The organism is Prevotella sp. P4-51 (assembly GCF_002251455.1).
Lineage (GTDB): Bacteria > Bacteroidota > Bacteroidia > Bacteroidales > Bacteroidaceae > Prevotella.
On sequence record NZ_NPJM01000049.1, the window covers coordinates 169,888 to 196,433 of the forward strand.

At 46.5% G+C, this 26,546-nt stretch carries 23 protein-coding genes; 4 read left to right on the forward strand and 19 right to left on the reverse strand.

Translation table 11 applies throughout. The features are described 5' to 3' along the window. Window positions 1-49: 49 nt before the first annotated feature. Window positions 50-1,813 carry an aspartate--tRNA ligase gene (gene aspS, locus CIK94_RS07025; protein WP_022311098.1) on the reverse strand — a complete coding sequence of 588 codons (1,764 nt, stop codon included), beginning with the start codon at window positions 1,811-1,813 and terminating at the stop codon, window positions 50-52. Window positions 1,814-1,968: 155 nt separating this feature from the next. Here aspS and CIK94_RS07030 point away from each other — a divergent pair, with 155 nt between their 5' ends. After that, the gene (locus tag CIK94_RS07030) at window positions 1,969-2,217 is read left to right on the forward strand and encodes a hypothetical protein (RefSeq protein ID WP_144008334.1); all 249 of its coding nucleotides are present in this window, start codon (window positions 1,969-1,971) and stop codon (window positions 2,215-2,217) included. 62 nt (window positions 2,218-2,279) lie between these two features. Here CIK94_RS07030 and CIK94_RS07035 read toward each other — a convergent pair whose 3' ends face one another. The 11 genes from CIK94_RS07035 to uvrB all read right to left on the reverse strand — a co-directional run bounded on the left by CIK94_RS07035 (window position 2,280) and on the right by uvrB (window position 18,009). Next, on the reverse strand, window positions 2,280-5,489 hold the full coding sequence (locus CIK94_RS07035) for a carboxypeptidase regulatory-like domain-containing protein (RefSeq protein WP_094422200.1): 3,210 nt from the start codon (window positions 5,487-5,489) through the stop codon (window positions 2,280-2,282). Between the two features lie 105 nt (window positions 5,490-5,594). Beyond that, complete coding sequence (locus tag CIK94_RS07040) at window positions 5,595-6,815, reverse strand: hypothetical protein (RefSeq protein ID WP_094422202.1); 1,221 nt, start codon at window positions 6,813-6,815, stop codon at window positions 5,595-5,597. Between the two features lie 20 nt (window positions 6,816-6,835). Continuing rightward, window positions 6,836-7,480, reverse strand: a complete 645-nt coding sequence (locus CIK94_RS07045; protein ID WP_094422329.1) for an ATP-binding cassette domain-containing protein — start codon at window positions 7,478-7,480, stop codon at window positions 6,836-6,838. Continuing rightward, window positions 7,480-8,709 carry a DUF4836 family protein gene (locus tag CIK94_RS07050; RefSeq protein ID WP_094422204.1) on the reverse strand — a complete coding sequence of 410 codons (1,230 nt, stop codon included), beginning with the start codon at window positions 8,707-8,709 and terminating at the stop codon, window positions 7,480-7,482. Before CIK94_RS07050 ends, CIK94_RS07045 begins: the two co-directional genes overlap by 1 nt. 21 nt (window positions 8,710-8,730) lie before the next feature. After that, window positions 8,731-9,453: a 16S rRNA (uracil(1498)-N(3))-methyltransferase gene (locus CIK94_RS07055; protein ID WP_094422206.1), complete on the reverse strand. Its 723-nt coding sequence runs from the start codon at window positions 9,451-9,453 to the stop codon at window positions 8,731-8,733. 6 nt (window positions 9,454-9,459) lie between these two features. Next, window positions 9,460-10,002 carry a hypothetical protein gene (locus CIK94_RS07060; protein WP_094386126.1) on the reverse strand — a complete coding sequence of 181 codons (543 nt, stop codon included), beginning with the start codon at window positions 10,000-10,002 and terminating at the stop codon, window positions 9,460-9,462. After that, on the reverse strand, window positions 10,002-11,246 hold the full coding sequence (locus CIK94_RS07065) for an MFS transporter (RefSeq protein ID WP_094422209.1): 1,245 nt from the start codon (window positions 11,244-11,246) through the stop codon (window positions 10,002-10,004). Before CIK94_RS07065 ends, CIK94_RS07060 begins: the two co-directional genes overlap by 1 nt. 164 nt (window positions 11,247-11,410) lie before the next feature. Continuing rightward, window positions 11,411-12,046 carry an HD domain-containing protein gene (locus CIK94_RS07070; RefSeq protein ID WP_022311107.1) on the reverse strand — a complete coding sequence of 212 codons (636 nt, stop codon included), beginning with the start codon at window positions 12,044-12,046 and terminating at the stop codon, window positions 11,411-11,413. Between the two features lie 121 nt (window positions 12,047-12,167). Beyond that, a complete protein-coding gene (locus tag CIK94_RS07075) occupies window positions 12,168-14,498 on the reverse strand; it encodes a putative porin (RefSeq protein ID WP_094422211.1) in 2,331 nt (776 codons plus the stop codon). Between the two features lie 234 nt (window positions 14,499-14,732). Further along, a complete protein-coding gene (locus CIK94_RS07085) occupies window positions 14,733-15,806 on the reverse strand; it encodes a DUF4468 domain-containing protein (RefSeq protein WP_022311110.1) in 1,074 nt (357 codons plus the stop codon). A gap of 178 nt (window positions 15,807-15,984) precedes the next feature. Continuing rightward, complete coding sequence (uvrB, locus tag CIK94_RS07090; protein WP_094422213.1) at window positions 15,985-18,009, reverse strand: excinuclease ABC subunit UvrB; 2,025 nt, start codon at window positions 18,007-18,009, stop codon at window positions 15,985-15,987. Window positions 18,010-18,134: 125 nt separating this feature from the next. On the opposite strand from uvrB, the gene CIK94_RS07095 reads away from it, so the two are divergent. Genes CIK94_RS07095 through CIK94_RS07105 form a run of 3 tightly spaced genes read left to right on the forward strand, consistent with a single transcriptional unit; the run spans window position 18,135 to window position 19,813 of the window. Then, window positions 18,135-18,995 carry an outer membrane protein assembly factor BamD gene (locus CIK94_RS07095; RefSeq protein ID WP_094386220.1) on the forward strand — a complete coding sequence of 287 codons (861 nt, stop codon included), beginning with the start codon at window positions 18,135-18,137 and terminating at the stop codon, window positions 18,993-18,995. A gap of 36 nt (window positions 18,996-19,031) precedes the next feature. Then, window positions 19,032-19,364, forward strand: coding sequence for a DNA-directed RNA polymerase subunit omega (locus tag CIK94_RS07100; RefSeq protein WP_022311114.1), 333 nt, complete (start codon window positions 19,032-19,034; stop codon window positions 19,362-19,364). Further along, a complete protein-coding gene (locus tag CIK94_RS07105; RefSeq protein WP_022311115.1) occupies window positions 19,364-19,813 on the forward strand; it encodes a DUF4293 domain-containing protein in 450 nt (149 codons plus the stop codon). Before CIK94_RS07100 ends, CIK94_RS07105 begins: the two co-directional genes overlap by 1 nt. Window positions 19,814-20,410: 597 nt before the next feature. Here the strand turns inward: CIK94_RS07105 and CIK94_RS07110 are convergent. From CIK94_RS07110 to metH, 7 genes are all read right to left on the reverse strand, one after another. Beyond that, window positions 20,411-20,569 (reverse strand): DUF4295 domain-containing protein, encoded by a 159-nt coding sequence (locus CIK94_RS07110; RefSeq protein ID WP_022311116.1) that lies wholly within the window; start codon window positions 20,567-20,569, stop codon window positions 20,411-20,413. Window positions 20,570-20,584: 15 nt separating this feature from the next. Continuing rightward, entirely contained in the window at window positions 20,585-20,773 is a 189-nt protein-coding gene (gene rpmG / locus CIK94_RS07115; RefSeq protein ID WP_004370497.1) for a 50S ribosomal protein L33, read from the reverse strand. 24 nt (window positions 20,774-20,797) lie between these two features. Continuing rightward, the gene (rpmB, locus tag CIK94_RS07120; RefSeq protein WP_094386223.1) at window positions 20,798-21,076 is read right to left on the reverse strand and encodes a 50S ribosomal protein L28; all 279 of its coding nucleotides are present in this window, start codon (window positions 21,074-21,076) and stop codon (window positions 20,798-20,800) included. Between the two features lie 160 nt (window positions 21,077-21,236). Beyond that, complete coding sequence (locus CIK94_RS07125) at window positions 21,237-21,764, reverse strand: CinA family protein (protein ID WP_094422215.1); 528 nt, start codon at window positions 21,762-21,764, stop codon at window positions 21,237-21,239. 33 nt (window positions 21,765-21,797) lie between these two features. After that, window positions 21,798-22,823: a tRNA (adenosine(37)-N6)-threonylcarbamoyltransferase complex transferase subunit TsaD gene (gene tsaD, locus CIK94_RS07130; protein WP_022311119.1), complete on the reverse strand. Its 1,026-nt coding sequence runs from the start codon at window positions 22,821-22,823 to the stop codon at window positions 21,798-21,800. 11 nt (window positions 22,824-22,834) lie between these two features. Continuing rightward, window positions 22,835-23,695 carry a type I methionyl aminopeptidase gene (map, locus tag CIK94_RS07135; RefSeq protein ID WP_022311120.1) on the reverse strand — a complete coding sequence of 287 codons (861 nt, stop codon included), beginning with the start codon at window positions 23,693-23,695 and terminating at the stop codon, window positions 22,835-22,837. A gap of 61 nt (window positions 23,696-23,756) precedes the next feature. Continuing rightward, window positions 23,757-26,525, reverse strand: a complete 2,769-nt coding sequence (gene metH, locus CIK94_RS07140) for a methionine synthase (RefSeq protein WP_094422217.1) — start codon at window positions 26,523-26,525, stop codon at window positions 23,757-23,759. Between the last annotated feature and the right edge of the window lie 21 nt (window positions 26,526-26,546).

A 26,546-nucleotide genomic window follows, 5' to 3' on the forward strand; every position in this document is an offset into this window, starting at 1 on the left:
ATATGTACGAAAATATGACAAAATCGAGAACTTTTGTAATTTTATTTTATCAATCTTGACTCAAATCAACGGAGATTTTAAGTTCTTCCAACTGTTTGGAAGCCAGCTGGGAAGGCGCATCGAGCATCACGTCACGTCCAGAATTGTTCTTGGGGAAGGCGATACAATCGCGGATAGAATCGAGACCAGCCATGATAGAGACGAAGCGGTCGAGACCGAAAGCGAGACCAGCGTGGGGAGGTGCACCATACTTGAAGGCGTTCATCAGGAAGCCGAACTGAGCCTCTGCACTCTCCTTGGTAAAGCCCAATATCTTGAACATCTTCTCCTGAAGGTTGGAGTCATGGATACGGAGCGAACCGCCACCGACTTCGATACCATTGCAGATGAAGTCATAAGCCTTGGCACGCACGCGCTCGGGATGTTCATCCAAGAGAGGAATATCATCAGGGTTGGGCATCGTGAAGGGATGGTGGGTTGCCATGAGACGCTGCTCCTCTTCTGACCACTCAAAGAGTGGGAAGTCTACTATCCACAGACACTCAAACTTATTCTTGTCGCGCAAGCCAAGACGCTCACCCATCTCAAGACGGAGTGCGCAGAGCTGTGTGCGCACCTTGTTGGCAGGACTGCCGCTCAGTATCAGAACCAAATCGCCATCCTTGGCACCGGTCTTTTCCTTGACTTCTGCCAACACTTCTGCGCCATAGAACTTGTCTACAGAGCTCTTTACCGAGCCATCTTCGTTGTACTTGATGTACACAAGACCCTTTGCACCCACCTGAGGACGCTTTACGAAGTTGGTGAGTTCGTCAAGCTGCTTGCGGGTGTAGTTGGCACAACCGGGCACACAAATCGCACCGATATAGGCAGCCTCGTTGAACACGGCAAAGTCTGCCTTGCCATCAAATACATCCTTGAGCTCGACAAATTCCATGCCGAAACGCAGGTCGGGCTTGTCGGAACCGAAGCGGCGCATGGCCTCATGCCATGTCATCTGCTGCAACTTGGCGGGAAGGTCTACACCTCTAACCTCCTTGAACAGCATGCGGCACATATCCTCGAACAGAGAGATAACATCTTCCTGGTCTACGAAACTCATCTCACAATCGACCTGAGTAAACTCGGGCTGACGGTCGGCACGCAGGTCCTCGTCGCGGAAGCACTTGGCTATCTGGAAATAGCGGTCGAAGCCTGCAACCATAAGGAGCTGCTTCAGGGTCTGAGGGCTCTGAGGGAGAGCATAGAACTGACCGGGATTCATACGAGAGGGAACCACGAAGTCGCGGGCGCCTTCAGGAGTAGAACCGATAAGTATTGGAGTTTCAACCTCTATGAACTGCTGTGCATCGAGGAAGTTGCGGATAAGTATCGTCATACGGTGACGCAGCTCCAGATTGCTACGCACCACATTGCGTCGAAGGTCGAGATAGCGGTACTTCATACGCAGGTCGTCGCCACCGTCGGTATTGTCCTCGATGGTGAAGGGAGGCACAGCACTGGGGCTAAGCACAGTAAGCTCAGACACGAGGATTTCGATATCACCCGTAGCAATCTTATCATTTTTGCTCTGTCGTTCACCGACAACACCCTTAGCCTGGATGCAGTATTCACGACCCAAGCGATTGGCCTGCTCACACAAAGCAGCATTAACAGATTCGTTGAAAACAAGCTGGGTTATACCATAACGGTCACGCAAATCGACAAAGGTCATACCACCCATCTTGCGTACTTTCTGCACCCAACCAGCCAAGGTAACTTCGACTCCATTATCGGCAAGACGAAGTTCGCCACATGTTTTTGTTCTATACATAAAGATATATATTAATTCTTCATGCAAAATTACTATATTTGAAGATAACAACAAAACAAAAAACTAATTAATATTCAAACGTATCAACTAAAATGCTAAATAGTGGACGGCGCAAGACCGACTTCGCTTGCTTTTCCCCTGCCACTGGACTGGATATGGCTATAGCCGACACCATGCAAGCCTGCAAGCCAATGACCGTAAAGACATCAAAGTATGCCGTGGGCAGTTATAAAGTAAATGCAAAGCATGAAATCAGGAAATCAAGGTTAGCATCACAGGTTGCGCGATTGGCAACAACAATTTCAAACCCTGAAAACAAGATTATTGCCATCGAGGCATTATTGTCACGAGAAGCGAAGAAGATAGGGGCAAAGCGCGACGCTTATTCGACAATAGAAGAATAAAAAAAAACCTTTCAGGAATTGGCTCCCGAAAGGCTTATTTATAATGATGTTAGTCTTATGCGTTAGAATGTGTACTTCAGACCAAGCTGACCACGCCAACGGCTGTAGTAAGACTGAGGATACTTGATGACATAGTCTGGAGTGCTGAGGAACTGGAACTTGCCACCATCGTAGGTCAGAGGAGAAATCAACTCGTTAGAATAAGTTGTTCCGTAGGTACGGCCCCAATCCTTGTTGAGGAGGTTGCCCACATTGAGGATGTCAAGAGACAACTCGAGAGAGTGTACCTGCTTGCCCACCTTCACGCTCATCTTCTCAGCTACGTGGAAGTCGAAGTGGTTCTCGAAAGGCAGGTTGTCTGCGTTGCGCTTGAAGTATTCGCCACGATGATCCTTGAGATAAGGAGTCTTGGCCAACCATGCCTTCAGATTCTGACGCTGCAGTTCCTCGGTATAGTTGCCCTGAGCCTTGAAGGGCATCAGGTCGATCTGCTCGTCAGTAGGAATGAACATCAGGTCATTGCCACGACCGTTGTCGCCATTGAGGTCACCACTATACAGCATAGAATAAGGTGAACCGCTTCTGCCCTGGTAGATAACACCGATAGTAGTGGTGAAGTTCTTATTGTTGGCAATGTGGAAACGATAGAAAGCAGATGCCTTGATCATGTGGGGCAGATTGTAGGCACTGTAACCCAACTCAGGAGCATTGGAGAAACGATATGTAGAGGTGTTGTTCCAGTTGCTGGCAGCCTGAGAAGAAGTGGCAGGACAAAGGCTCTTAGACTGTGTGAAGGTGTAAGAAGCAGCAAGGTCAAGACCGAAGTCGAAGCTCTTTTCTGCCTTCAGTGAGAGGCTGTAAGAATAACCCTTGTTGCTGTTCTTAAGAGCATAGATATTAGAGAAAGGCAGACCCTTGGTCACGCGCTCGTACATAGGACGATTGTCCCAATACATACCTGTCACGTCGCCGAATGTCTTGCCGGTCTCAGCATAAGCAATGTTCTGATAATATACATCGTTCAGTGTCTTGCTGTAGATTGCCTCCGCAGTCCAGTCGATGCCAAGAGCCTTGAAATCTACACCGAGGTTGGCACGAAGGTTCTGGGCAAACTTGAAGTCCTTATCAAAGACGTTGATGGTCTGGTTACCGCTGCTGGCGTTGAGCAGGTGACCGTTCTCTGCCTGCTTGTTGGGGTCCAGAATCAACGTAATCTTATCGTTGCGCTTTACATTGTAAGAAGACATCTGGATACCGGTATTGGAGAAGCTGTTGCTCAGCCATACGAAAGGTACACGACCGGTGAAGATACCCACACCACCACGTACGATGAGCTTGTGCTTGTTGTCCTTATCCCAACGGAAGCCTACGCGGGGGCTCCACATAGGTGTAGAGTTGAGCTTGTTATTGGTTCTGTATCCATAGCCGTTCTGGGCAGCCCACGCGTTGAATGGAGCATTCTCAGAAGGAGTATCGAAGAACAAGGGGAGGTCCATACGCAGACCATAGGTAAGCTGCAGAGAGTTAGAAATATCCCACTTGTCCTGGATGTAGAAACCTAACTGGGCAGAACCGAACTTGGCTCTCCAACGGGCATTGCCTGTAACGTCTACATTGGCCTGCTGGAAGTAATACTGGTTGATATATTTACCGATACCGGGAGTGCCAGCCTTGAAACCTTCATAATAGCTGAAGAAATCATCGGGATTCTGGAAATAATATGAGCCAAAGAGATTTGGGATAAAGAGGTTTGAGAAGCTATACACCTCATTGTGTGTACCCATAGTGATGGTATGGTTGCCCTTATACCATGTCAGGTTGTCCTCGAAGGTAAATACGTCCTGGTCAAGACCATTGGCCATTGAGTTGTACTCATTACCGATGTTTACAGAACCATTGTTATTACCTACCTTTGAAATCTGGATGGCTGGGAATGGAGTACCAGAAGTACGGGCATCACGAACCATTACATAAGAAGCACGAAGCTCATTGCTCAACACAGGGCTGAGACGAGACTGGAGCTCGGCCATGATGGTATTGGTATTGGACTTGTACTCATAGATGTGGTCGCCAGTGTTCAGAGTAGCGATACCGCCACCACCCTTCATAGAACGGGCGTTGACATAGCTCCAGCGAACAGACAACTTATTGAAGTCGTTGATGTTCCAGTCCAACTTGACACTTGCCTTGTTGCTCCAAGTGCGCATATCGGGGTTGGCATAAATACCATTGTAGTCATAACCCTGTCGTTGTGCCATATCCTTGACAGCGTCAAGAATCTTCACAGCCAGGTCGGCATCTACCTTAGAGCCACCGGTACCCAGTCCATAGTCATTAGGATATGACTTGTCTGAGCTCTCGAAGTTAGCGAAGAAGAACAGCTTGTCCTTGATAATGGGACCGCCCAAAGTGAAACCGAACAATGACTCGCTCTCTTTAGAATAAGGTGCAGCGTAAGTTCCATCATGGTTCAGAAAGTGACGACCTACGAGCTTTTCGTTGTTGCCGTAGATGTAGGCACTACCATGGAAGGTGTTGGTACCACTCTTAGTAATGGCATTGATAGCGCCACCGGTGAAACCGCTCTGACGAACGTCAAAGGGAGCGATGTTGATCTGAATCTGCTCAATGCTTTCCATCGAAACAGGCTGAGTGTTGGCCTGGCCGCCGTTACTACCATTGTAGGTAAGACCGAAAGCGTCGTTGTTCATTACACCGTCAATCTGGAAAGCATTGTAACGGGTATTTGTACCGGCAAAAGACATAGAACCCACCTGCTCATTTGAATTGATTTGGGGATTAAGGCGCGCAATGTCGGCGATGCTGTGGGTAATAGTAGGCATATTGGCTATCTGTGTAGCATTGATGCTCTGTGCCGCACCTGTCTTGGTGGCATTAAGACCTGCCTTGCCAGCAACGACAACCTCGTCAAGCATCTTGGCATCTTCTTCCAACGAACAAGAAAGGTTCTGTGATTCACCCAACAACAAGCTAACCTTGTTGAAAGTCTTGGTCTGATGGCCAATATAAGATATCTCTACCTTATAAGGTCCGCCAGGACGCATACCCGGAATGTTAAATCTTCCGTGAACATTAGTAACGGCACGATACACGGTACCAGATGGCTGGTGGGTTGCGGTAACTGAAGCACCGATAACCTCATCACCCTGAGAGGTAACCTTACCATTAATACCTGAAGTCGTAATTTGTGCCATAATCGATGTTGTAAAGGCCAACATCATTAAAGCAATAATGGTTAAACGTCTCAACATATTATAAAAGTTAAGTTAAAATACTACTCTGCGTAGTAACTATTGTTAATATTTGGTGCAAATATAGGTATTTTTTTTTAATTAATCATAAAGAGCGCGTTAAAATTATGATACAACGCCGTTATTTCGCCTTTTACTATACCAGATCTGTTGGATACGGTTATGAATGACGATAAAATTGAGCATTGAAAGCACCAAAACGACACCTACACCTAATGCGATCATGAGCATCGGTGACGACTTGTCCAACGAGGGTGACAATGCCAACAAATAATCATAATAATACCCCCTCAATATGAACACTGCACAGATGGAAACGAGAAGTATGCCGACATTGAGCACCAGGGTAAGCATCTGATAGGGCCATGCCACGGAGCGCGTGGTATATCCTATCAACAGCAGGTTCTCCAGCTTGTCCTCATTCTTCTGGACGAGCAAGAAGATGCTCAACAAGAGGATGTAGAAGCTCAATGCAGAGATGAGAGCGCCGACAACCATAACGAGAGCTACAACCAACTTGAGAAAATATGCAGTCTTCTCATTGTTCATCTGGTCGCTGTCGACCTCATAGCCGTGGTCTTCGAGATATGAGGTAACCTCCTTGCTGGCAGGATTGTCAAAATGGACAAGAATCCGTGATGGCTGGGAGTGGGATTGAGAACTGAAGTTGCGGTTAGTCCAATCCATAAACGACTGAGGCACAAGTATGGAACTGATCTTATTAGAGAAACCAATCAGTTTGCCCGTGAACACCTCTTTCTTGCCATCTCCCTGAACAAAGAGAGAGATGTCGACCATACCAAGAACGCCATCGGAGAGCGTAGGCAGCGAATGGGACTTGGCAAAGCCGAAATTATACATTGTTATATATGACCTCGGCAGAAGTACGGGCACTACCCTATCGCCCTCAGCATAATTCCACTGACTCTTGTCGATATCAACAAATTCGTCGGGTACGCTTTCGAAATATACTTCGGAATTGAAAATTGTGTTGCCTTCAATCGACATGGTCGCATTGGCATGATACTCGTTGGATGAAAACACGCCCAAAGATTCTACAAACGGCTGGCTTCGCAGGTCTTCGACGTCATCTGGAGAAAAGAGATTGGTCTGGCCAGAAACGACACTTGACGAGCGGACGGCCTTGGTCAATACCACCTGGTCATCGTTCATGAAACTGTCTTCGCCTGTGAAACAGGGAAGCACATCAATATAGAACTGGAATCCCAAAAGAATGATGGTCAAGCCAATGAGATTGGCAAAGAAGAATCCCAACAGTTGGCCTTTACTTATATGTTTGCTCAGTAACTTCCAAATCAAATTCATTTTCAGCAATCTTTAGAAATCTACAAACAGAATACCTTGTCATAATCCAAATCCATGTGCTTGCCAATACTGGTAACGATGACGCCAGCCCCCTGGCGGTGTGCTTCCTCCATCATGAGCGATGCCATAACCGCAGCATTATCGTCGTCAAGATGGCTGATGGGTTCGTCGGCGACAAGGAAATCAAACGGTTGGGCCAAGGCTCGCATAAGAGCCACACGCTGCTGTTGCCCAAAGGACATATTGGCGATAGGGGTATCCACCTTGTCTGATATGCCTAACATCTCGAACCACTGGTTTACCTGAGAGGCCGTAACATGATGGGTAAGAGAGTTTTTAATCATCACATTGTCATGGGCAGACAATTCGGGGAACAACCGGAGTTCCTGAAACAAATGGCTGATGCCGGAACGGCGCACATCAACCCACTGCTGCATACTGAAGGTGGTCGTGGGTGTATCGTCGAACAGCAATTCGCCGTTATAATCCTGGCGATAACCGATAAGATAACTGCAGAAGGTGCTCTTGCCTCTGCCACTATGGGCTTCCACCAAATAAGTCTTGCCCTTTTCCAAGGTCACATCCTGGTTCCACACATCGGATTTCAGGTCAGCACAACTGGAAAAGACATTAGGAACGACGCTTTTTAACCGAATCTGTTTCATCATTTTACTGTTAAGACCATCAACTGTCTGTTGCCCAATGCCGTGTGGACACTCTGAAGCAATGGCAGCGGTGCTACGCGCTGCAATTCGGCAAGGTTCACGAGCATAGCAGCCCTTTTCCCCTTTATCACTGCATCCCATTTCCCGTGTTGTGCAACTTCCTTATATGGAATGCCCATGAAGAAAGTTCCATCTTCGGCTACGCCGATAGGCTTCTCGCTCATATCGGCAGGTACAAACTGATGCCAGTCGGCTGTCAGCCGTGAAACAAGTAGATGAAGTTGGCTGGAATGAGTAGGAACACTGACCAGCATCTCTCCCGATGAGGTGTCAAAAATCTTCCTGTAATTGATATCAGAACCAACGTTCAAGGCGGAGAAGAGTTTGTCAAAATCGTTTTTCCCCTGGGTAAGCTCGGTCATCGTTGTCTTGCTGTTCAAGAGAATTGACACAAAGTTATGCTCGTCTATATATGACGCATATTTGCCACGAAGAATATCCATCTGGCGGAGCTGGTAATCTCTGATGGTCTCATCATCCTTGTGGTTCTTTGCAAATATGGCTCCATCGACCTGAACATAATCGCTGCTGACAGAAATGCCTGCACGATAATACAGTTGGTTGGCATCCATATCCTTGGGCGCACAAAGCATAAGTGACGAGCGCATCAGTTCGGGAAGGGAAGTCATGGCAGCAACCATAGCCATAGGCTCGTGAATGGAGTCGAGCTGATGAACCAAGTCGGAGGCACGCAAACCTTTGTCGGCATCCTGGTTGAGATAGCTGACCATTTTAACCATAAGATTGCGCTGCTCGCCCGCAGTGACGGGACCCATCACAAGCAGAGACTTGGCATTGAAACCCACTACCCAGGAACTGCCCAAAACGGAGAATGTACATTCGCGGAAATCGGTGAGTTTGAAACCGTTTTTGCCCATAAGCTCCCTGAGGTTGTCCTCATCGGACACACAGCAACAAAGGCCATAAAAACCTTCGGGAGACTCAAAGGCATAAACCTTTTGGGCAAGGTCTATGCCGCGGGTAGTCATATTGTGGATATGGAAAAGAGAACGCATAAAGACATTCCTATCCATACCCTTGTATTTCATCAAATCAACGGATACCACCAAGGGACTTTTCTTGGGAACGGCATCCATATAGTCATCGCTGTCTGAACACGAAACAATCAACGTGCTCAACAAAATGAATAAAAATGCGAGCTTCTTCATTGTTATATTTTAATAAGGTGTCTATTTCCTAAGAGACAACTGAGCCATGGTTACGGCCATGAGACCAGCCGTTTCGGTGCGCAAGCGAAAGTCGCCAAGAGATATAGACTGATAACCGTTGGCGATGGCGGCGCGAACCTCATCGATAGAGAAATCGCCTTCGGGGCCAACAAGAACCGTACAGTCTTCAGCCGCCCCGTCGGCTGTAAGCAGGGTAAACAAATCGAGTCGTGGCACCTCATTATAGCAATGCGCTATAAACTTGCGGCCGGTTCGTGGTTGCTGGATAAAGGTGTTGAAGTCAACCATTTCGTGTACGACTGGCTTGAATGGCTTTCGGCTCTGCTTCATGGCCGAAACGACTATCTTGTCCAAACGCGCGGTGTTGACAACTTTGCGTTCGGAAAAAGCGCACTTGAGTAGGGAAAGTTCGTCAAAACCAATCTCGGTGGCCTTCTCGGCCATCCACTCGATACGTTCCATCATCTTGGTTGGGGCAATGGCCAAATGGATGTTTCCGAGCCAAGCCTTGCCGGGATGCAGCGTCTCGACAATCTCATAAAAGCAATGCTTGGACGAAGTCATAGTGACCTTGGCTCTGTAAATGCCACCATCTCCATCCATGAGAAACATCTCATCACCTGAAGCCAATCTTAACACACGCAAGGCATGTACTGCCTCTTCGGCAGGCAGTTCGTTCTGAACAGACGCCTGGGGTACATAAAAATACCGTGCTTCTTTCATAATTTCTTATTTTTTTCTGTTATCCATCTCTTGTTTGATGGCCATCGCCATCCTGTAATCTTCGTCCTTGACTGCCCGACGAAGTGCATTCTCCAACAACTCGTAACTAAGCACATTGAGTGGCAAAGACATTTTCTCGTTGTCGGGATTGTAATCCACGCCCTGTATGTCAAACAGCTGCGGGCTTATGTATATAGGCAAATCGGCTACGGCTGCCAATGTGATGGCAGCCGTAGGTTCCAACTTGTATGCAATTGATTTTTCGACATCTTGTAATTCCATTCTGTATTTGCCACTACTCACATCGGTAACATGCACCTCGTAAGGGGCGCCAGTGTGGTCTCTGATAATGGTCCATAAGACGGATATCAACGCATCTACAGACGTATGTCGCTTCTTGAAGAAACCCTCCAAATCATAAAGTCTATCCATATTGCAAGGCATGCTAAGATGCTTTGTCTGGTCGGCGTCGGTGAGGACAATCAACCCTATATTGCCGAATTGTCTCAACTGCGTCACTCCCTTTATGTATAGGCGGGTTTTGTCCATTATGCCTTAACTCCTGTTTTACGTGGTCTGAACATAAAGGCGAATGCCACACCAACTACCAAAGCGTAGGCTGCAAAGATGTACCAGCAGGTGGCCCACTGGGTTGCGCCATTGGCGTCTGTATAGGCAGTGACTACAGCCTGGGCAGCAAAAGAGCCGAGGGTTGCACCGATACCATTGGTCATAAGCATAAACACGCCCTGCGCACTTGAACGAATCTTCGAATCGGTATTGTCGTTGACAAACAACGAACCAGAGATATTGAAAAAGTCGAAAGCCACACCATAAACAATCATCGAAAGGATGAACATCCAGACACCCGCACCTGGATTGCCGGCGCCAAGAAGAGCGAAACGGGCTACCCAAGCAAACATGGCAATAAGCATAACGTTCTTGATGCCATAACGCTTCATGAAGAATGGAATCATCAAGATGCAGAGGGTCTCGCTAATCTGGGACAAAGAGTAGAGAATGACGGGATACTTCACGCCAAAGGTACCGGCATATTCGGGCAGCGACTTGAAGCTCTCGATAAATGGGGTGGCAAAGCCGTTGGTAATCTGCAGACTGATGCCCAAGAGCATGGAGAAAACAAAGAAGATAGCCATGCGCTTCTGCTTGAAAAGAGCAAAGGCACGCAATCCGAAAGCGTCTACCAGACTTTGCTTGTTATCATCATCACTCAGCGGACAGGTAGGCATGCTGAAGGTATAAAGGAAGAGAATCAGACTGAAAGCACCAGACACGAAGAACTGTTCGTATGTACTCTTGAAGCCCATGATGTCGACAAACCACATGGCAACGATAAAGCCTACGGTTCCGAAGACACGAATAGGCGGGAACTCCTTGACGGTGTCCATGCCCTTGAGTTCAAGACAATAATAGGCAACGGAATTGGTGAGCGCCAAGGTGGGCATATAGAAGCCAACGCTCAATGAATAGAATGTAAAGAGAATGGCAAAACTTGCCCCTTCACCATTAACCATACCATACCATCCTGCCGCAAACATAAAGAGGGCTGCCAGAAGATGACAAATACCCAAAAGGCGTTGTGCCGGAATCCAACGGTCAGCAATAATTCCCATCAAAGCGGGCATGAAAATAGAAACGATACCCTGCATGGCATAAAAGGCGCCAATATGTCCGGCCATGCCAATATTACCGAGGTAGATTCCCATACAGGTGAGGTATGAACCCCACACCGCGAACTCCAAGAAGTTCATCAAAGATAAACGCACTTTCATCGATCTTAAATTTTTAGTTTAATACAAAGGTAATGTAAACCATAGATAATACAAAATAATTGTCTGTTTTTTTGCTTTCGCTATTCGCTTTTTAAGTAGATGTAGCAGCATGTAGAAGAATGTGGATGTCCGTTGTGCCGGGCGTATCTACTCCCAAGAACGGTTTAGGTTTTGGACACTTCCTGCTGATAAATCATGTCAAACCACTCACGGAGCATGGACTTGCTTTCAATGATGGTCTGTATCTGCTTCAACTTGTTTCGATTGGGAGAATTGGGTATCCACAGCTTAATATATCCGTTGACGGAATACTTTTCGGTCATATGCATGACAAAACGCTCCCATTGTTGCTCTGGGGTGATATCGGGATATTTCTCAAGTCCAAACTGTATTGCCCGCCTGAAGACCACCTCGGTATCAAGGTCGCGGTCGGCTTCGGCAACAATCTTACCATAAATGGAGCGAGGCTGGCGACTGGCTGACGCGCGGTGGTCCTCCACAGCCTCCTTCATGATAACAATACGTTCTGGACTGAACCACTTTTTGAGCCGCGCATCACTGGCGAGTATTTTACCGCCAGTTAAATGATGTATGGCACGAGGCCCATTCATGCCTAAATCATGGTAAGCGGCAACCACATAAGCCATATCTATATCAGCACCGGTGAACCGAGCCAGTTCCATACTGTTTTTGATAACACGCATAACGTGGCTCAAGCCATGGCTTTTGCCGAAATCAGCATAACGCGGGAGAATATGATTCTCTACATATTCCATGATGTCGAGGTTCAACTGCTGCATGATGGTTACAAAATAGATTGTTTATTGGTTGATAGATACGATATCAAACCCACTATCGAGGTGCAAGTTTGATATCGTATCTGGTGTGACAATACCTATGCTAACTACTGGACTTGTATGGTTAATTATAGAAATTCCAACTAAGTCCAAATCTCAGGATGCTGTCATTGAGAGGATAATGAGGGGTGAGAAAATACATCTTATTGCCACTACCGGCATTGACATGACTCATCATCACAAAGAAGCGCGTCTGCTTAAGATGGAAGTTGGCATAGACATTGAGGATGGGATAATTGCCGACCTCAACACGATTGGGCCCTTCCTGAACAGCATACTGGCCCAGACCAGGAGCATAGTCAGGTGCGTAGTACTTGGTAAAATATCTTACATCAGCGCCGAAGTCGCACTTCAAGACTTTGGCGATTTTGAAGCGAAGATAGAGATTGGAGTACACATTAAGCTGAGGAACGGGCAATACATCTTCGGCACTCGACTTCTGATAAGTAAGGACATTCTCCCAGTTGAAGGGACCGAACTTGAAGTCCTGATACAACTGAAGGGTAAGCAAACTTATGGCATCACCGCTCTGACGCACATGAACATCATTGTTCAAACGGTTATAATTTTCCCCTATCTGATAACTCAATCCGAAGTATGTGTAATTGGAAATCTCGTCGAAGGCAACACGCAGTTTGGTTTTGGTCTTTTCCCAACTGAGCATACCCTGAATGCGAGAATGGATGACCTTGGACAAGCCATCATTATCCCATAAATAATGACGGCTATGGTAATGGCGATAATAGAATGAAGGTGTGTTGCGATGGAAGAAGCCATTAGCCTGAAGAGTCACAGTATCTCCAAAGAGGTTGAAGTTCAAATCAGCCGAAGCATCCACCTTCAGATTTCCGGCATCCTCTCCTGTCATACCAAATTCAGCCAATGCACAATAATGCAATGTCCTACCCTGGAATTTACTCAACTGTCCACCTATATATATATTGTTCTCACTCCAAGAAGAGGTTCCAACTTTTTCAGGCAGGACATAACGGCGCATTTCGTGGGCGGCAAACAACTTCACGCCTGCCTTGGCCCACTTGTTGAAACCCTCAAGTAGCGACAGGGCGAAGGTATTACGCAATGCAAGATGGCGAGTCTTGTCATAGATGGAATCTCCTGTATACTTTTCATCCATCTCATAATCATTGGCATAATAAGACTCGGGGGTCTCATAGGCTTGATAAATACGGCTGTAATTGTTAAGCTCAACTGTATGGATGAAACTGGTCACTGGAACATACTCTTTCTTGGTCCACAAAGTATCTTCAGCCAACTGTTGCTGCGCTGCGAGCAGGCTGTCTGCCTGAGCTTTACTTGTAATCTGAAGCCGCTCTTGGGTTTGGGTCTTCAGCGTATCTGTCGGCTCGTTGCCTGCAATGCGGGCATTGTCAGGACGACCGGCAAACTTCTGCCCTTGCTTACGGTTTTTATCAAACTCCTCTTCATCAAAGTCTTCGTCGTCGCGCTCAGCCTTCTCACGGGCTTCACGTGCCTCCTGGTCTTTCTTGGCTGCCATGGCAAACTTCTTTGCCGCAATCTCATCTTCCGTCATTTTGACGGTACGATGGAAGCCAAGGCTGTAACGATGGGTAAAGAACAGATGCTGATTGTCATTACGGTTCCAATTTCGATTGAGCACAGTAGGAATATCTGGTGTGGCGAAGCTCTCGGGGAACAACTCAGGGTGAACGATGTAGTCGTCATTGGTGATACCACCATTTTCGGTCACTTTCTGGTGATTGGTCGACATCAGAAGATGCGCCTGATATTGGTCGCCAAGATAAGAACCATACATCGTATAGTTGAAATGTGACGTACTTTGGCTGGAATAATAACCACGGCCATAAATATAATCAAAATTGAAGCCGAAACCAAGGCGCTTACCAGCATTGACACCAAACTTAGCCGTAAAATGGTCCTCGCCTGTAAGTCGGTCACCACAGGTATTGAAGGTCAGGTTGGTAAACGGCGATAAGGTATTGGTGAAATGAAAATTGCTCACATCCGTGACGAAGAAATCGTATGGATTGGTAAAGATGAAGTTACCATCCAGACTGCGGTCAATGAATATGCGGTTGATACGCGGTGCTCCAAGATTGCCGGTAGTATTGAACTCGCCTCTCAATCCTGTAGTAAAAATACTGTTCATAAACATATGAGACAGCGTATCGGGCGTAGTATGGACAATATCACCAAAACGCTTGTCAACCGTCCATACTTTTATACCCTTAGGAATTTCCTTATCAGAGCCAAGGCTATCGGGATTGACCTTACGCGGGTTGGAATTATCCAACATTACATCACGATTAATCTGATCAAATTGATTATTATCTATTTGCGCAGACAGTGATATGCTGACTGCGCAAAAAAGAGCTAAAACGAGCTTTTTCTTCATCTCTTAGCGAATAAGTCTGAGACTACATTCAACGAACTTAAATACACAAGCTGCCAGTATTACATAAATGCCGACATTGTGACTTGACAAAAAGTAGATTGCTACACCAACAATCGCAATAACCATAAAAAGGATATTCAGCACGTTACGTATCTTGAAAAGTCGCAACTGGCGTTTAGTCTTCAAATGGTTATTGTGATCGATATTATCATTAATGATCATAAATGTATCGGATTAATTAAACAGGTTGACAAATCCGTTGAAGATTTCATCCTTGCGATCAATCGTTTTGATTCTGAATTTGCCGTAAGGACGCACGACCTTTGTCTGCTTCTTGTTAAGTGCGTATTTATCGGCTATGATGTTATGGGCCGATTCGGTAAATCCTGTCGAGCGGTTGGGCTCATAGGTGTAAGAGATTCGCTCCAATCTCACATTAAGATGGGTGTCGGCACAATTTACAATCAATGTATAAGAAAACTCCGCCTTGTCACTCATCAATATGGTATTGGCAAACACCAACCACTCATACATCTTTGCGGCAATGGAGTGAGTGTTTGTATTGACAATAGCTATCTTGCTGCGCAACTGGGAATCATCTTTCTGATTCTCGTCTACGGTAAGATTGTTGACATATTCGAAAGCCTTATCATAGATTTCACTCGCGGTCTGACCAGGAACATCGAGGTTTAATTCAAAAACGACCTTGCCATCCACCAATGGCACCGCGCCCGCAAGATATTTCACCTCAGTATTTACATCGACTTCGGGCTTGACTTCCTGACGAACCGTTGGAGTAGGAGCAGAGATCGCCGACCATCCATTGACACTGCCATACTGAGCAGGCTTTTCCTGCTTGGGTGCGGGAGTCACACTTTCCTTCTTTACAGTTTTAGTCTGGTCAGATGTTACCACCACTTTCTGCTGTGGAGCTGAAGAAGATGACTCTGCATTCATCTTCTTGGCTTCGGCATTCAGTTTCTCAGCTTCTTCATTGAGCCGAGCCGCCTCTTCCTGAGCCTTTTTTATCTGAGCTTGAATCGCTGCTTGCTTCTCAGCTATCTCCTTTTCTTTGCGTTTTTTCTCTGCATCGGCCTTGGCCTTTTCTGCATCAGCCTTGGCCTTGGCTTGCTCAGCTGCCTGCTTGGCTTTTTGAGCATTGGCTTTAGCTGCCTCTACTGCCTTTTGAGCTTCTTCAAGTTGCTTTTGAGCCTGCTCCAACTGCTGTTCAGGCGTCAAGGGCTTAACATTCTGCGCAGGGCACAGCAAGGGGAAAAGAGCGATAATCGCAATCAGTATTTTCTTCATAATCTTAAGATTTACATATTTTTGTAAGACAAAAGTACAAAAAAGATATGTTTCCGTGAAACAAATGTATGTATTTAACTATATTTTTTACATCTTCAACATAAAAAGGACAGTATGGGGAACATCGACAGTAAAAGCCCACATGACGCTTTTTGACAGTTCTATACCTACTGCTATATCATTTTTCTTCCAATTCCTTCTGCAAGCGGATGACCTCGTCACGATACTGGGCGGCTTGAATGAAATCAAGCTGTTCTGCAGCCTCTTTCATGAGTGAAGTTGTGCGTTCTATACATTTTTCCAACTGCTCCTTGGTCATCTTTATGATAATTGGGTCCGCCGCAAATGCTGGCTCTTCCGATTCCACGTATGGTTTGTAGGTGATTGTCGGCCGCGTTGTCTGAGCCTTTTCCTTGGACAATGTCTGCTTGATTTCTTTCTTTATCTGTTGTGGTTTAATATTATGGTCCTCATTATATTTCATCTGTATAGAGCGCCGTCTTGAAGTTTCATCTATCGTGCGCTGCATACTCTCGGTGATATGGTCAGCATACATTATCACTTTGCCATTGACATTACGAGCGGCACGCCCTGCCGTCTGGGTAAGGGAGCGGTGGCTACGCAGAAATCCCTCCTTGTCGGCATCAAGTATGGCAACAAGTGAGACTTCTGGCAAATCCAGACCTTCACGCAGCAGATTGACGCCAACAAGCACGTCATAGACACCGGCACGCAAGTCGTTCATGATCTGCACACGATCGAGAGTAGCTACGTCGCTATGAATGTAGTTGGCACGCACATCATGATTCAGAAGATATTCGGTAAGTTCTTCTGCCATACGCTTGGTAAGGGTAGTGATGAGTACACGCTCATGACGATTGGTGCGCGTAAGGATTTCATCCAACAGGTCGTCTATCTGGTTCTCACTCGGCCGGACCTCAATTTCAGGGTCCAACAGCCCCGTGGGACGTATTATCTGCTCGACCACAACACCCTCCGACTCCATGAGTTCATAATCAGCAGGGGTAGCAGAGACATAAATGACCTGGTTGGTCATCTCTTGGAACTCCTCAAAACGCAACGGACGATTGTCGAAAGCTGCAGGAAGGCGGAAGCCATATTCAACCAGATTTTGTTTGCGCGCTCTGTCGCCTCCATACATTGCATTGATTTGAGGAACTGTCACATGACTTTCATCGATAACCATCAGATAGTCTGAAGGAAAGAAGTCAAGCAAGCAATAAGGTTTGTCGCCAGGTTGACGACCATCAAAATAGCGGGAATAGTTCTCAATTCCACTGCAATGACCCAGTTCCTTGATCATTTCCATATCATACTCGACACGTTCTTTGATACGCTGCGCTTTGATATCATCTCCAATTTGGGTGAAGAAATCAATCTGTTTGACCAAATCGTCCTGAATAGCCCTTACAGCGCCATCCACCTGCTCTTTGGATGTAACGAATATATTGGCTGGATATATCTGATAATCATCAAAGTCAGCCAGCCGATGAAGGTCTACACTGTCGAGTTCTTCGATGCTGTCAATTTCATCTCCCCACCAACTGATGCGAAGTATATTGTCACTATAGGCAATAGCCACATCAACCGTATCACCCTTTACCCTAAAGGAACCTCGCGCCAAATCAACATCATTTCTAATATATAGTGCATCCACCAACTGCCGCAAAAAGACATTGCGGTCCTTAACCTCGCCGCGCTTCACCGAAACAATGCTGTTGGTCATGGAAGCAGGTCCGCCCATACCATAGATACACGACACGGAAGACACCACCACCACGTCGCGCCTTCCTGAGAGCAATGCACTAACTGCACTCAGCCGAAGTTTGTCAATATCTTCGTTGATAGCCAAGTCTTTCTCGATATAAGTATCAGTGGAGGGAAGATAGGCTTCGGGCTGATAATAATCATAATAAGAGACATAATATTCAACGGCATTATGAGGAAAGAAACCCTTCATCTCTTGATACAATTGAGCTGCAAGAGTCTTGTTATGGCTTAATATCAGGGTCGGCTTATTCACATTCTTGATAACATTGGCTATCGTAAAGGTCTTTCCCGATCCCGTCACACCCAATAAAACCTGGGCTTTGTCACCGCTGTCTATACCTTCAGTAAGTTGCTCTATCGCATGGGGCTGATCGCCCGTGGGAGCATAATCTGATACCAAATCATAATTCATAATTGCAAAATTAAATAAAAAATGTCACCACTATCTCTAATAATAGAGTTTTTTTCCTAAAAATTGTATTTTTTACTTTGCCCATAGAGGAAATAATTGTAATTTTGCATGACAATTTTTTGATTATGAACAAAATACATTTTGCTGCTATAATCGCAGCACTCCTTTTTACAGGATGCGCTAACGAATTCAACAAGGTCTACACGACCAACAATGTTCCATATAAGTACGAATATGCCAAAGAATGCTTTGCTAAAGGCAAGTGGACACGCACTACAACTTTGCTGACCGACTTGATAGTAGTACTCAAGGGAACTGAGAATGCGCAAGAAAGCCTTTATATGCTTGCGATGGCCCAATACAACAGTAAAGACTATGAAGGAGCGGCTGCCACTTTCAAGCGTTATTACTCGTCATACCCCAAAGGTGATTTTGCAGAGAATGCCGAGTTTTATATAGGTCAAAGCCTATACGAAAGCACACCTGAACCACGACTCGACCAGTCGGCAACAGTTTCAGCTATATCTTCTTTCCAGGAATACCTCGACCTTTATCCAGACGCCAAGCACAAAGCCAGCGCCCAGCAGCGCCTCTTTGAATTGCAGGACAAATTGGTTCGCAAAGAATTGTATAACGCCCAGCTTTATTATGACCTCGGTCCATATTTCGGAAATTGCGGTCCTGGTGAGAACAACTACGAGGCTTGCATTATTACGGCGCAAAACGCACTAAAAGATTATCCCTATAGCAAGCTCAGAGAAGAATTTGCCACTTTGCTCATGAAAAGCAAATATGAGTTGGCTCAGCAGAGCGTGGCATCAAAGCAACTTGAGCGTTATCAAGATGCAGAAGACGAATGCTATGGTTTCATCAATGAATACCCAGATTCAAAAGAGCGTGCCACTGCGGAGAAATACATTGCAAAGTGCAAGGAATACATCAAGGCACATATCAACGACGAAAACATCCCAACGTTCGACAGATAAAAAACAATGACTTATTAATATTTTTAATAATTAGAAATGGATTACAAGAAATCAAAAGCCCCGGTTAACACCGTAACTCGCAACATTATGGATCTTTGCGAAGAGACTGGCAACATCTACGAGAGCGTTGCTATCATCTCAAAGCGTTCAAATCAGATTGCTGCAGAAATCAAACAAGATTTGAATAAAAAGCTTCAAGAATTTGCTTCATATACAGACACACTGGAAGAGGTGTTTGAAAACAGAGAGCAGATAGAAATATCACGCTACTATGAAAAATTACCCAAGCCGACACTTCTCGCCACACAAGAGTTTGTTGACGGCAATATCTACTGGCGTGATCCATCACAAGAAAAGGAAGACGAATAATGCTACAACGCAAACAAACATTATTTCTGCTTCTCGCCATTATTGTCTCCGTCATCTGCTCTACCTTTCCCCTTGGCACTATCGAGCCCCAAGGTATGGGAACAGAAATGAGTATATATTCATTATTCGTAAAAGGAGATAATATCAGCTACTGTTCATGGCCCTTGTTCGCCATTATGCTATGCACATATCCCGTGGCAATTATGGCTATCGCCATGTACAAGACACGCAAGAAGCAGGCTAAGATGTGTATGGTTGCTGTGATCATTAATATAATATGGTATGCCTATTATGCTATGTCCATCCTAACCACATTCAGCAAAATGGGCACATTCCATATCAACATCACTGCGCTGCTTCCCGCTCTCGCTATAGGTTGCTACCTTTTGGCAAGAAAAGGAATTTTGGATGACGAAAGGCTTGTGCGTTCGGCAGACAGAATAAGATAAAAGACGATTTGAAATATAACCCAATCAAGGAGATTAAGTCACATTATTCTCCTTTTTTATTGCCACTAAGCGACAGCTAAATAGCCGACAAATTGATTAACCACACTCTTGCTACGACTCACAACGACACATACCAATAAACACAACTATGCCACAGAGCTGTCTTGAGCCACATTGCAAGCCCGTATCAAATGACACGTAGGCACGCATCAAACATCACGTAGACACGTATCAAACACTACGTGAGCATGTCACAAAAGACAAGAAGGCAACTAACAACCAGCGCGCCTCCAAAAGTACCTATAATAACGACAACAACAGTCGGTATAAGAGGAAACATACACAATCTACCTCCGGATAGCATGTTTGCTCATGAATGGTCTACAACATCTTCAATCATTAGCATATTCATAAAGCCTTCACTCTATAACCCAACAATCAACGAAAAAACGGATTAGCAACCCCAAACCGACCAACTATATTCACCACGCATAACAAGAATACGCTAACAATCCGTCTGAAACTTAGGGACAAAAAAAGAGCTGTAAGCAACTTGTCTTACAGCTCTATCCATATTGTTATCGTAATTATCCGATATTAGTCCTTGAAGTAAGCTTTAACATCCTCATTAGGAACCATGCGCTCATCAAAAACGTAAGCACCAGTCTTGGGGCTCTTAACCATCTTGATTACCTTGGTATATGCACGTCCGTCAGTTGAACCTTCGTGCAAGGTAGCTACCGCTTTTTTTGCCATTGCTTAAATCTCCTATTACTTAATCTCCTTATGAAGAGTCATCTTCTTCAGGATGGGATTATACTTCTTCAACTCAAGGCGCTCAGGAGTATTCTTACGGTTCTTGGTAGTCACGTAACGGCTTGTTCCTGGCAGACCACTGTTCTTCATCTCGGTGCATTCGAGAATGACTTGAACTCTGTTACCTTTAGCTTTCTTTGCCATTTGTTATATCTCCTAACCTTAAAATTAATCTACATTGTTACCCTCGGCGATTACCTTGATATCTTTCCAGTCGCAGTAACCATTCTGTACAGCCATCTTAAGAGCGGCGTCAAGTCCAACCTTATTGATAAGGCGCAGACCAGCGGCACTAATCTTCAGGCTAATCCAGCAATTCTCCTCTACATAGAAGAACTTCTTGCTGAAAAGGTTAACGTCAAAGCTGCGCTTTGTGCGATGCTTTGAGTGAGACACATTGCAACCTAACTGTGCCTTCTTACCTGTGATTTGACAAATCTTAGACATTTCTATCCTTAATTTTTGATTCTTAATTAGATACTTATTCCAAACAGGGTGCAAAATTACAATTTTTTTCGGAATAAACAAAATAAATCCCTAAACTTTTTCAAAATTAAGGTTTTTTATTGTTTTTGCATCCACGATGGTGATACTCATAGACATGGGCTTACTTTACCTCTTCGGCATCCGTATCTTCAACGATGGGGTTCTTCTCCTTATAATAGTCGAGGAAAAGACGCAAAGCAATATTGGTTGCCTTAGCTATATTAATGTCACGGCCATTATCCTCTTCTATCTTGAGCGTACGCACATCGTCCTTAGAACCATATCCAATCCAAATTGTACCTACAGGTATCTGTGAAGTGCCGCCACCAGGACCAGCGATACCAGTAGCAGCGATAGCATAATCACACTCCAAGGCATCGCAAGCCCCTTTGACCATAGCTTCTGCCACTCCTTGACACACGGCAGTCTGTTCTTCTATCAATTTGGAATCGACATGAAGCAGACGTTCCTTGACGTCATTGCTGTATGAAACGATACCACCTTTGAAATAATTACTGGCACCAGGTACCGCTATAATCACTTGGGCAATACGACCACCTGTACAACTCTCGGCGGTTCCCAGTGTCTTTCCTCCAGCATAGAGATACTGCAGTATTTCCTTGCTGAGTATTTTACTTTCTAATTCCACTATATATTATATTTATGGGTTGATAATCAATACTTACTCAAATGTCACTTTACTGAAAGCCGGCAGAGATATATCGGCAAAATCATGGTCACGATATTTGAATGTGCCGACACAGGCAATCATAGCAGCATTGTCGGTGGTATAACTGAACCGAGGAATATAGATGGTCCAACCAAAACGACGGGCATGTTCCTCAAAAGCATTGCGAAGACCGGTATTGGCAGAAACGCCGCCGGCCACAGCCACATGGGTTATGCCAGTCTGCCGTACAGCCTTGCGCAGTTTGTTCATCAGTATATCTACGATTGTAGCTTCGAGACTGGCGGCAATATCCTCTTTATGATTTTCCACAAAGTCGGGCTCATCTTCTATCCATTTACGCAGATTATATAAGAACGATGTTTTCAGGCCTGAGAAACTATAGTCCAGCCCAGGGATATGAGGTTCGGAGAACTGATATGCCTTGGGATTGCCTTGGCGTGCGAGACGGTCGATTATAGGCCCTCCAGGATAACCCAGACCCATAACCTTTGAGCATTTGTCTATGGCCTCTCCCGCAGCATCATCGATGGTTTGCCCCAATACCTCCATATCATTATAGGCACGGACAAGTACAATCTGAGAGTTACCACCTGACACCAACAGACAAAGGAATGGCAGCGGCGGACAGGAGGTATCATCATCGCTCTCCTTGATAAAATGAGCCATAACATGTCCCTGGAGATGGTTGACATCTATCAGAGGTATATCCAAAGCACGTGACAATCCCTTTGCGAAGTTGACACCTACCAACAATGACCCCATCAATCCTGGGCCACGGGTAAACGCGATGGCTGACAGTTGTTCCTTGGTAATACCAGCACGGTGAAGAGCTTGGTCCACAACCGGGACTATATTCTGTTGATGGGCACGCGAAGCCAACTCAGGAACCACGCCTCCATAAGCTCGATGCACCTCTTGCGAAGCGGTGACATTGCTCAGCAACACTCCGTTGCGCAACACAGCTGCCGAGGTATCATCACACGAAGACTCTATACCTAATATATATATATCGCTCATATCATGCAGATTTAATAAGTAAGTATCTCGACGCCATTCTCTGTCATTACGAATGTATGCTCCCATTGTGCAGAGGGCAGTTCGTCACCAGTAATAACCTCCCACTCATAAGGATCATCCGCATCTATAAACACCTCATAGGTTCCCATATTAATCATGGGCTCGATGGTAAACACCATGCCAGGCACAATCAACATACCCTGACCGCGATGGCCATAATGCACCACCTCGGGCTCCTCATGGAATTTCAGGCCCACACCATGTCCACACAAGTCGCGCACCACGCTATAGCCATTTTTCTCGGCATGACGCTGCACTGCATGGCCTATATCCCCGACAAAGCAATAAGGCTTGGCAGCCTCCATACCTGCCTCGAGACACTCACGGGCAACACGCACGAGACGTTCCTTTTCAGGCGTAGTCTTACCGATAACAAACATACGTGAAGCATCGGCATAATAGCCATCCACAATAGTTGTCATATCGACATTGACAATATCACCCTCTTCCAGGACATCTTCCTCCTTAGGGATACCATGACACACAACCTCATTGATTGAAGTACATACGCTCTTGGGAAAGCCCTCATAGCCTAGACAGGCTGGGATGGCATTGTGGTCCTTGCAATACTGCATACAGATATCGTCAATTTCCTGCGTATTCATACCTGCATGTATCTGGCGGGCCACTTCGTCAAGACAGCCCGTATTGACCACACCGCTACGGCGTATGCCTTCTATCTGTTCGGGAGTCTTAATCAAATCGCGGGTTGGCACCAGCTTTCCTTTCTGCTCCCAATACATTACCTTTTTATCAAGTTCAGTAGGCTCCTGTCCAGACAGACAGTGCCAACGTCTTTTCTTATGAAACATATCCTATGTTATTAAATCACTGCAAAATTACTTCAAAATCAAGAAACTGCCAAAGATAAGGCTATTTTTTATCACTGTGACTGTCGAACAATGACAACTTTTGCCGCCGTGCATCGTCTATAGACAAGAGTCTCTGCTGCTCATCGTGATAACTCTTCCGAAGTTCATCATAGCGATGGTCCAGCTCCGCCTTATACGCCTCACGCTCTTCACGATTAAGCAGACGCGCAGCTGCGAGCGAGTTTTGCGATGCATCCTTCATCCACACCACCGGACCGTCATAGACCGGAGCCACCTTGAGGGCAACATGCATCTCTGAGGTGGTAGCACCGCCTATCATTATAGGTATATCCAGGTGCGCCCGCTCCATCTCGTGGGCCACACAGACCATCTCTTCCAGTGACGGCGTGATAAGTCCCGACAGGCCAATGATGTCTGCCTTGAGTTCGATAGCCTTGCTCACTATCTGGTCGGCAGGCACCATCACACCGAGGTCGATTACTTCGTAATTGTTGCACGCCATCACCACGCCAACAATATTCTTGCCGATATCGTGTACATCTCCCTTGACAGTAGCCAAGATTACCCGCCCTGCCGATGTCTGGTTCTCGTCACGTTCCGCTTCGATATGCGGTTGGAGTATAGACACAGCCTGTTTCATTGTACGTGCCGTCTTCACGACCTGTGGCAGAAACATCTTGCCTTCACCGAACAGCCTGCCTACCTCCGACATTCCATCCATCAGCGGCCCCTCTATTATCTGCACAGCCCGTGGATATTTCTCAAGGGCTTCTGCCAAATCTTCAGCCAGATAATCGCCTATGCCCTTGCGCAGTGCATATTGCAGACGGGCTTCCAGCTGTTCCTTTCGCCAAGCCTCTTGCTGCACATTGGCTGACGGCAAAGCGCCACCGGCCTTGAGCGCATCCTGCTCCTGCTTCAGACGGGCAGCCAGTTCAATGAGGTCTTCCGCAGCTCCCTTACGGCGGCAGAGCACTACATCTTCTATAATACGCAGATGGTCTTCGGGGATATCCTGATAGGTGATACGCGTAGAGGGATTGACAATACCAAAATCCATACCAGCCTGAATGGCATGATAGAGGAAGACGGCATGCATAGCTTCACGGATATAGTTGTTGCCACGGAAGGAGAAACTCAGATTGCTCACTCCGCCACTTACGTGGGCTCCTGGCAGATTTTCCTTTATCCATCGGGTAGCACGGATGAAGTCCAGAGCATATCGGTCGTGCTCTTCCAGCCCCGTAGCTATCGAGAGTATGTTGGGGTCAAAGATGATGTCACACGCATTCATGCCCACCTGCTCCGTCAGAATGTGATAAGCGCGCTGAGCTATCTCGATACGCCGCTCATAGGTAGTAGCCTGGCCCTCTTCGTCGAAGCACATGACTACCACGGCTGCACCGAAGCGCTTGACATCCTTGGCGTGGCTGACAAACACATCCTCTCCTTCCTTCAGCGAGATGGAATTGACCACCGACTTTCCCTGACAACACTTGAGGCCAGCAAGGATGACATTCCATTTCGACGAGTCTATCATCACCGGAACGCGTGCCACGTCGGGTTCCGATGCCAATAGCCGCAGGAAATGGCTCATCTCGGCTTCAGCATCAAGGAGGGCATCATCCATATTGACGTCTACCACCATAGCACCGTCACTTACCTGGTGGCGGGCTATCGTGAGCGCCTCTTCGTAGTTCTTCTCCTTGACAAGTCTGAGAAACTTGCGAGAGCCAGCCACATTGCAGCGTTCGCCGACATTGACAAACATACCCTGCCGAACCTCCAGCGGCTCCAGTCCACTCAGTTGCAGATATTCACTTCTATCGCAGGGGACATAGGGCTGCTTGCCACGAGCAAGTTCCACATAGCGGGCGATAAAATGGTCATCAGTACCACAGCAGCCACCGACGATATTGAGTATGCCTTCATCTATCAAAGCGCCTATCTTGGGAGCCATAGTGTCGGCAGTCTCGTCGTATAGCCCCATAGAGTTGGGCAAACCGGCATTGGGGTAAGCAGATATATAATAAGGAGACTTACGGGCGAGCTCCTCCAGATACGGTTTCATTTGAGATGGGCCAAACGAGCAGTTCAGTCCGACTGAAAATACCGGATACGAACTGATGCTCGCCAAGAAGGCATCGAGCGTCTGTCCGCTCAGCGTGCGACCAGCCAGGTCGCTCACCGTCACACTCAGCATGATGGGCAGTTCTATGCCACGGCGCTCCATCACGCTCACCGCAGCATCCATGGCCGCCTTGGCATTGAGGGTGTCAAATATGGTCTCTATCAGAAACGCGTCTACCCCACCCTCGGCCAAGGCATCGACTTGCTCCATATAGGCGTCAAGCAGTGTGTCATAGTCAAGGTCACGTGCAGCAGGGTCAGCCACATCCGGCGACATCGAGCACGTGCGGTTGGTGGGACCTATCGAGCCCAGTACAAACCGAGGGCGCTCTGCCGTTGCATAGCGGTCAGCCATCTCACGGGCAAGCCGGGCACCGGCCAACGCCATCTCACCCGACAGATGCTCCAAGTGGTAATCAGCCTGGGATATACGCTGCGAAGAGAAAGTATTGGTTTCTATCATGTCTGCACCAGCGTCAAGATAGCGCCGATGAATATCCTGCACGATATCTGGACGGGTAAGACACAGCATATCATTGTTGCCTACATACAGTACATCATCGCGCAAGTCCAACCTTCCGCGGAAGTCGCCTTCCGAGAGACCGTAGCCTTGTATCATCGTGCCGATGGCACCATCGAGTATCAGTATGCGTTGCTTGACAAGTTGTCTTATATCCATAAACAATCTGACAGGAATACG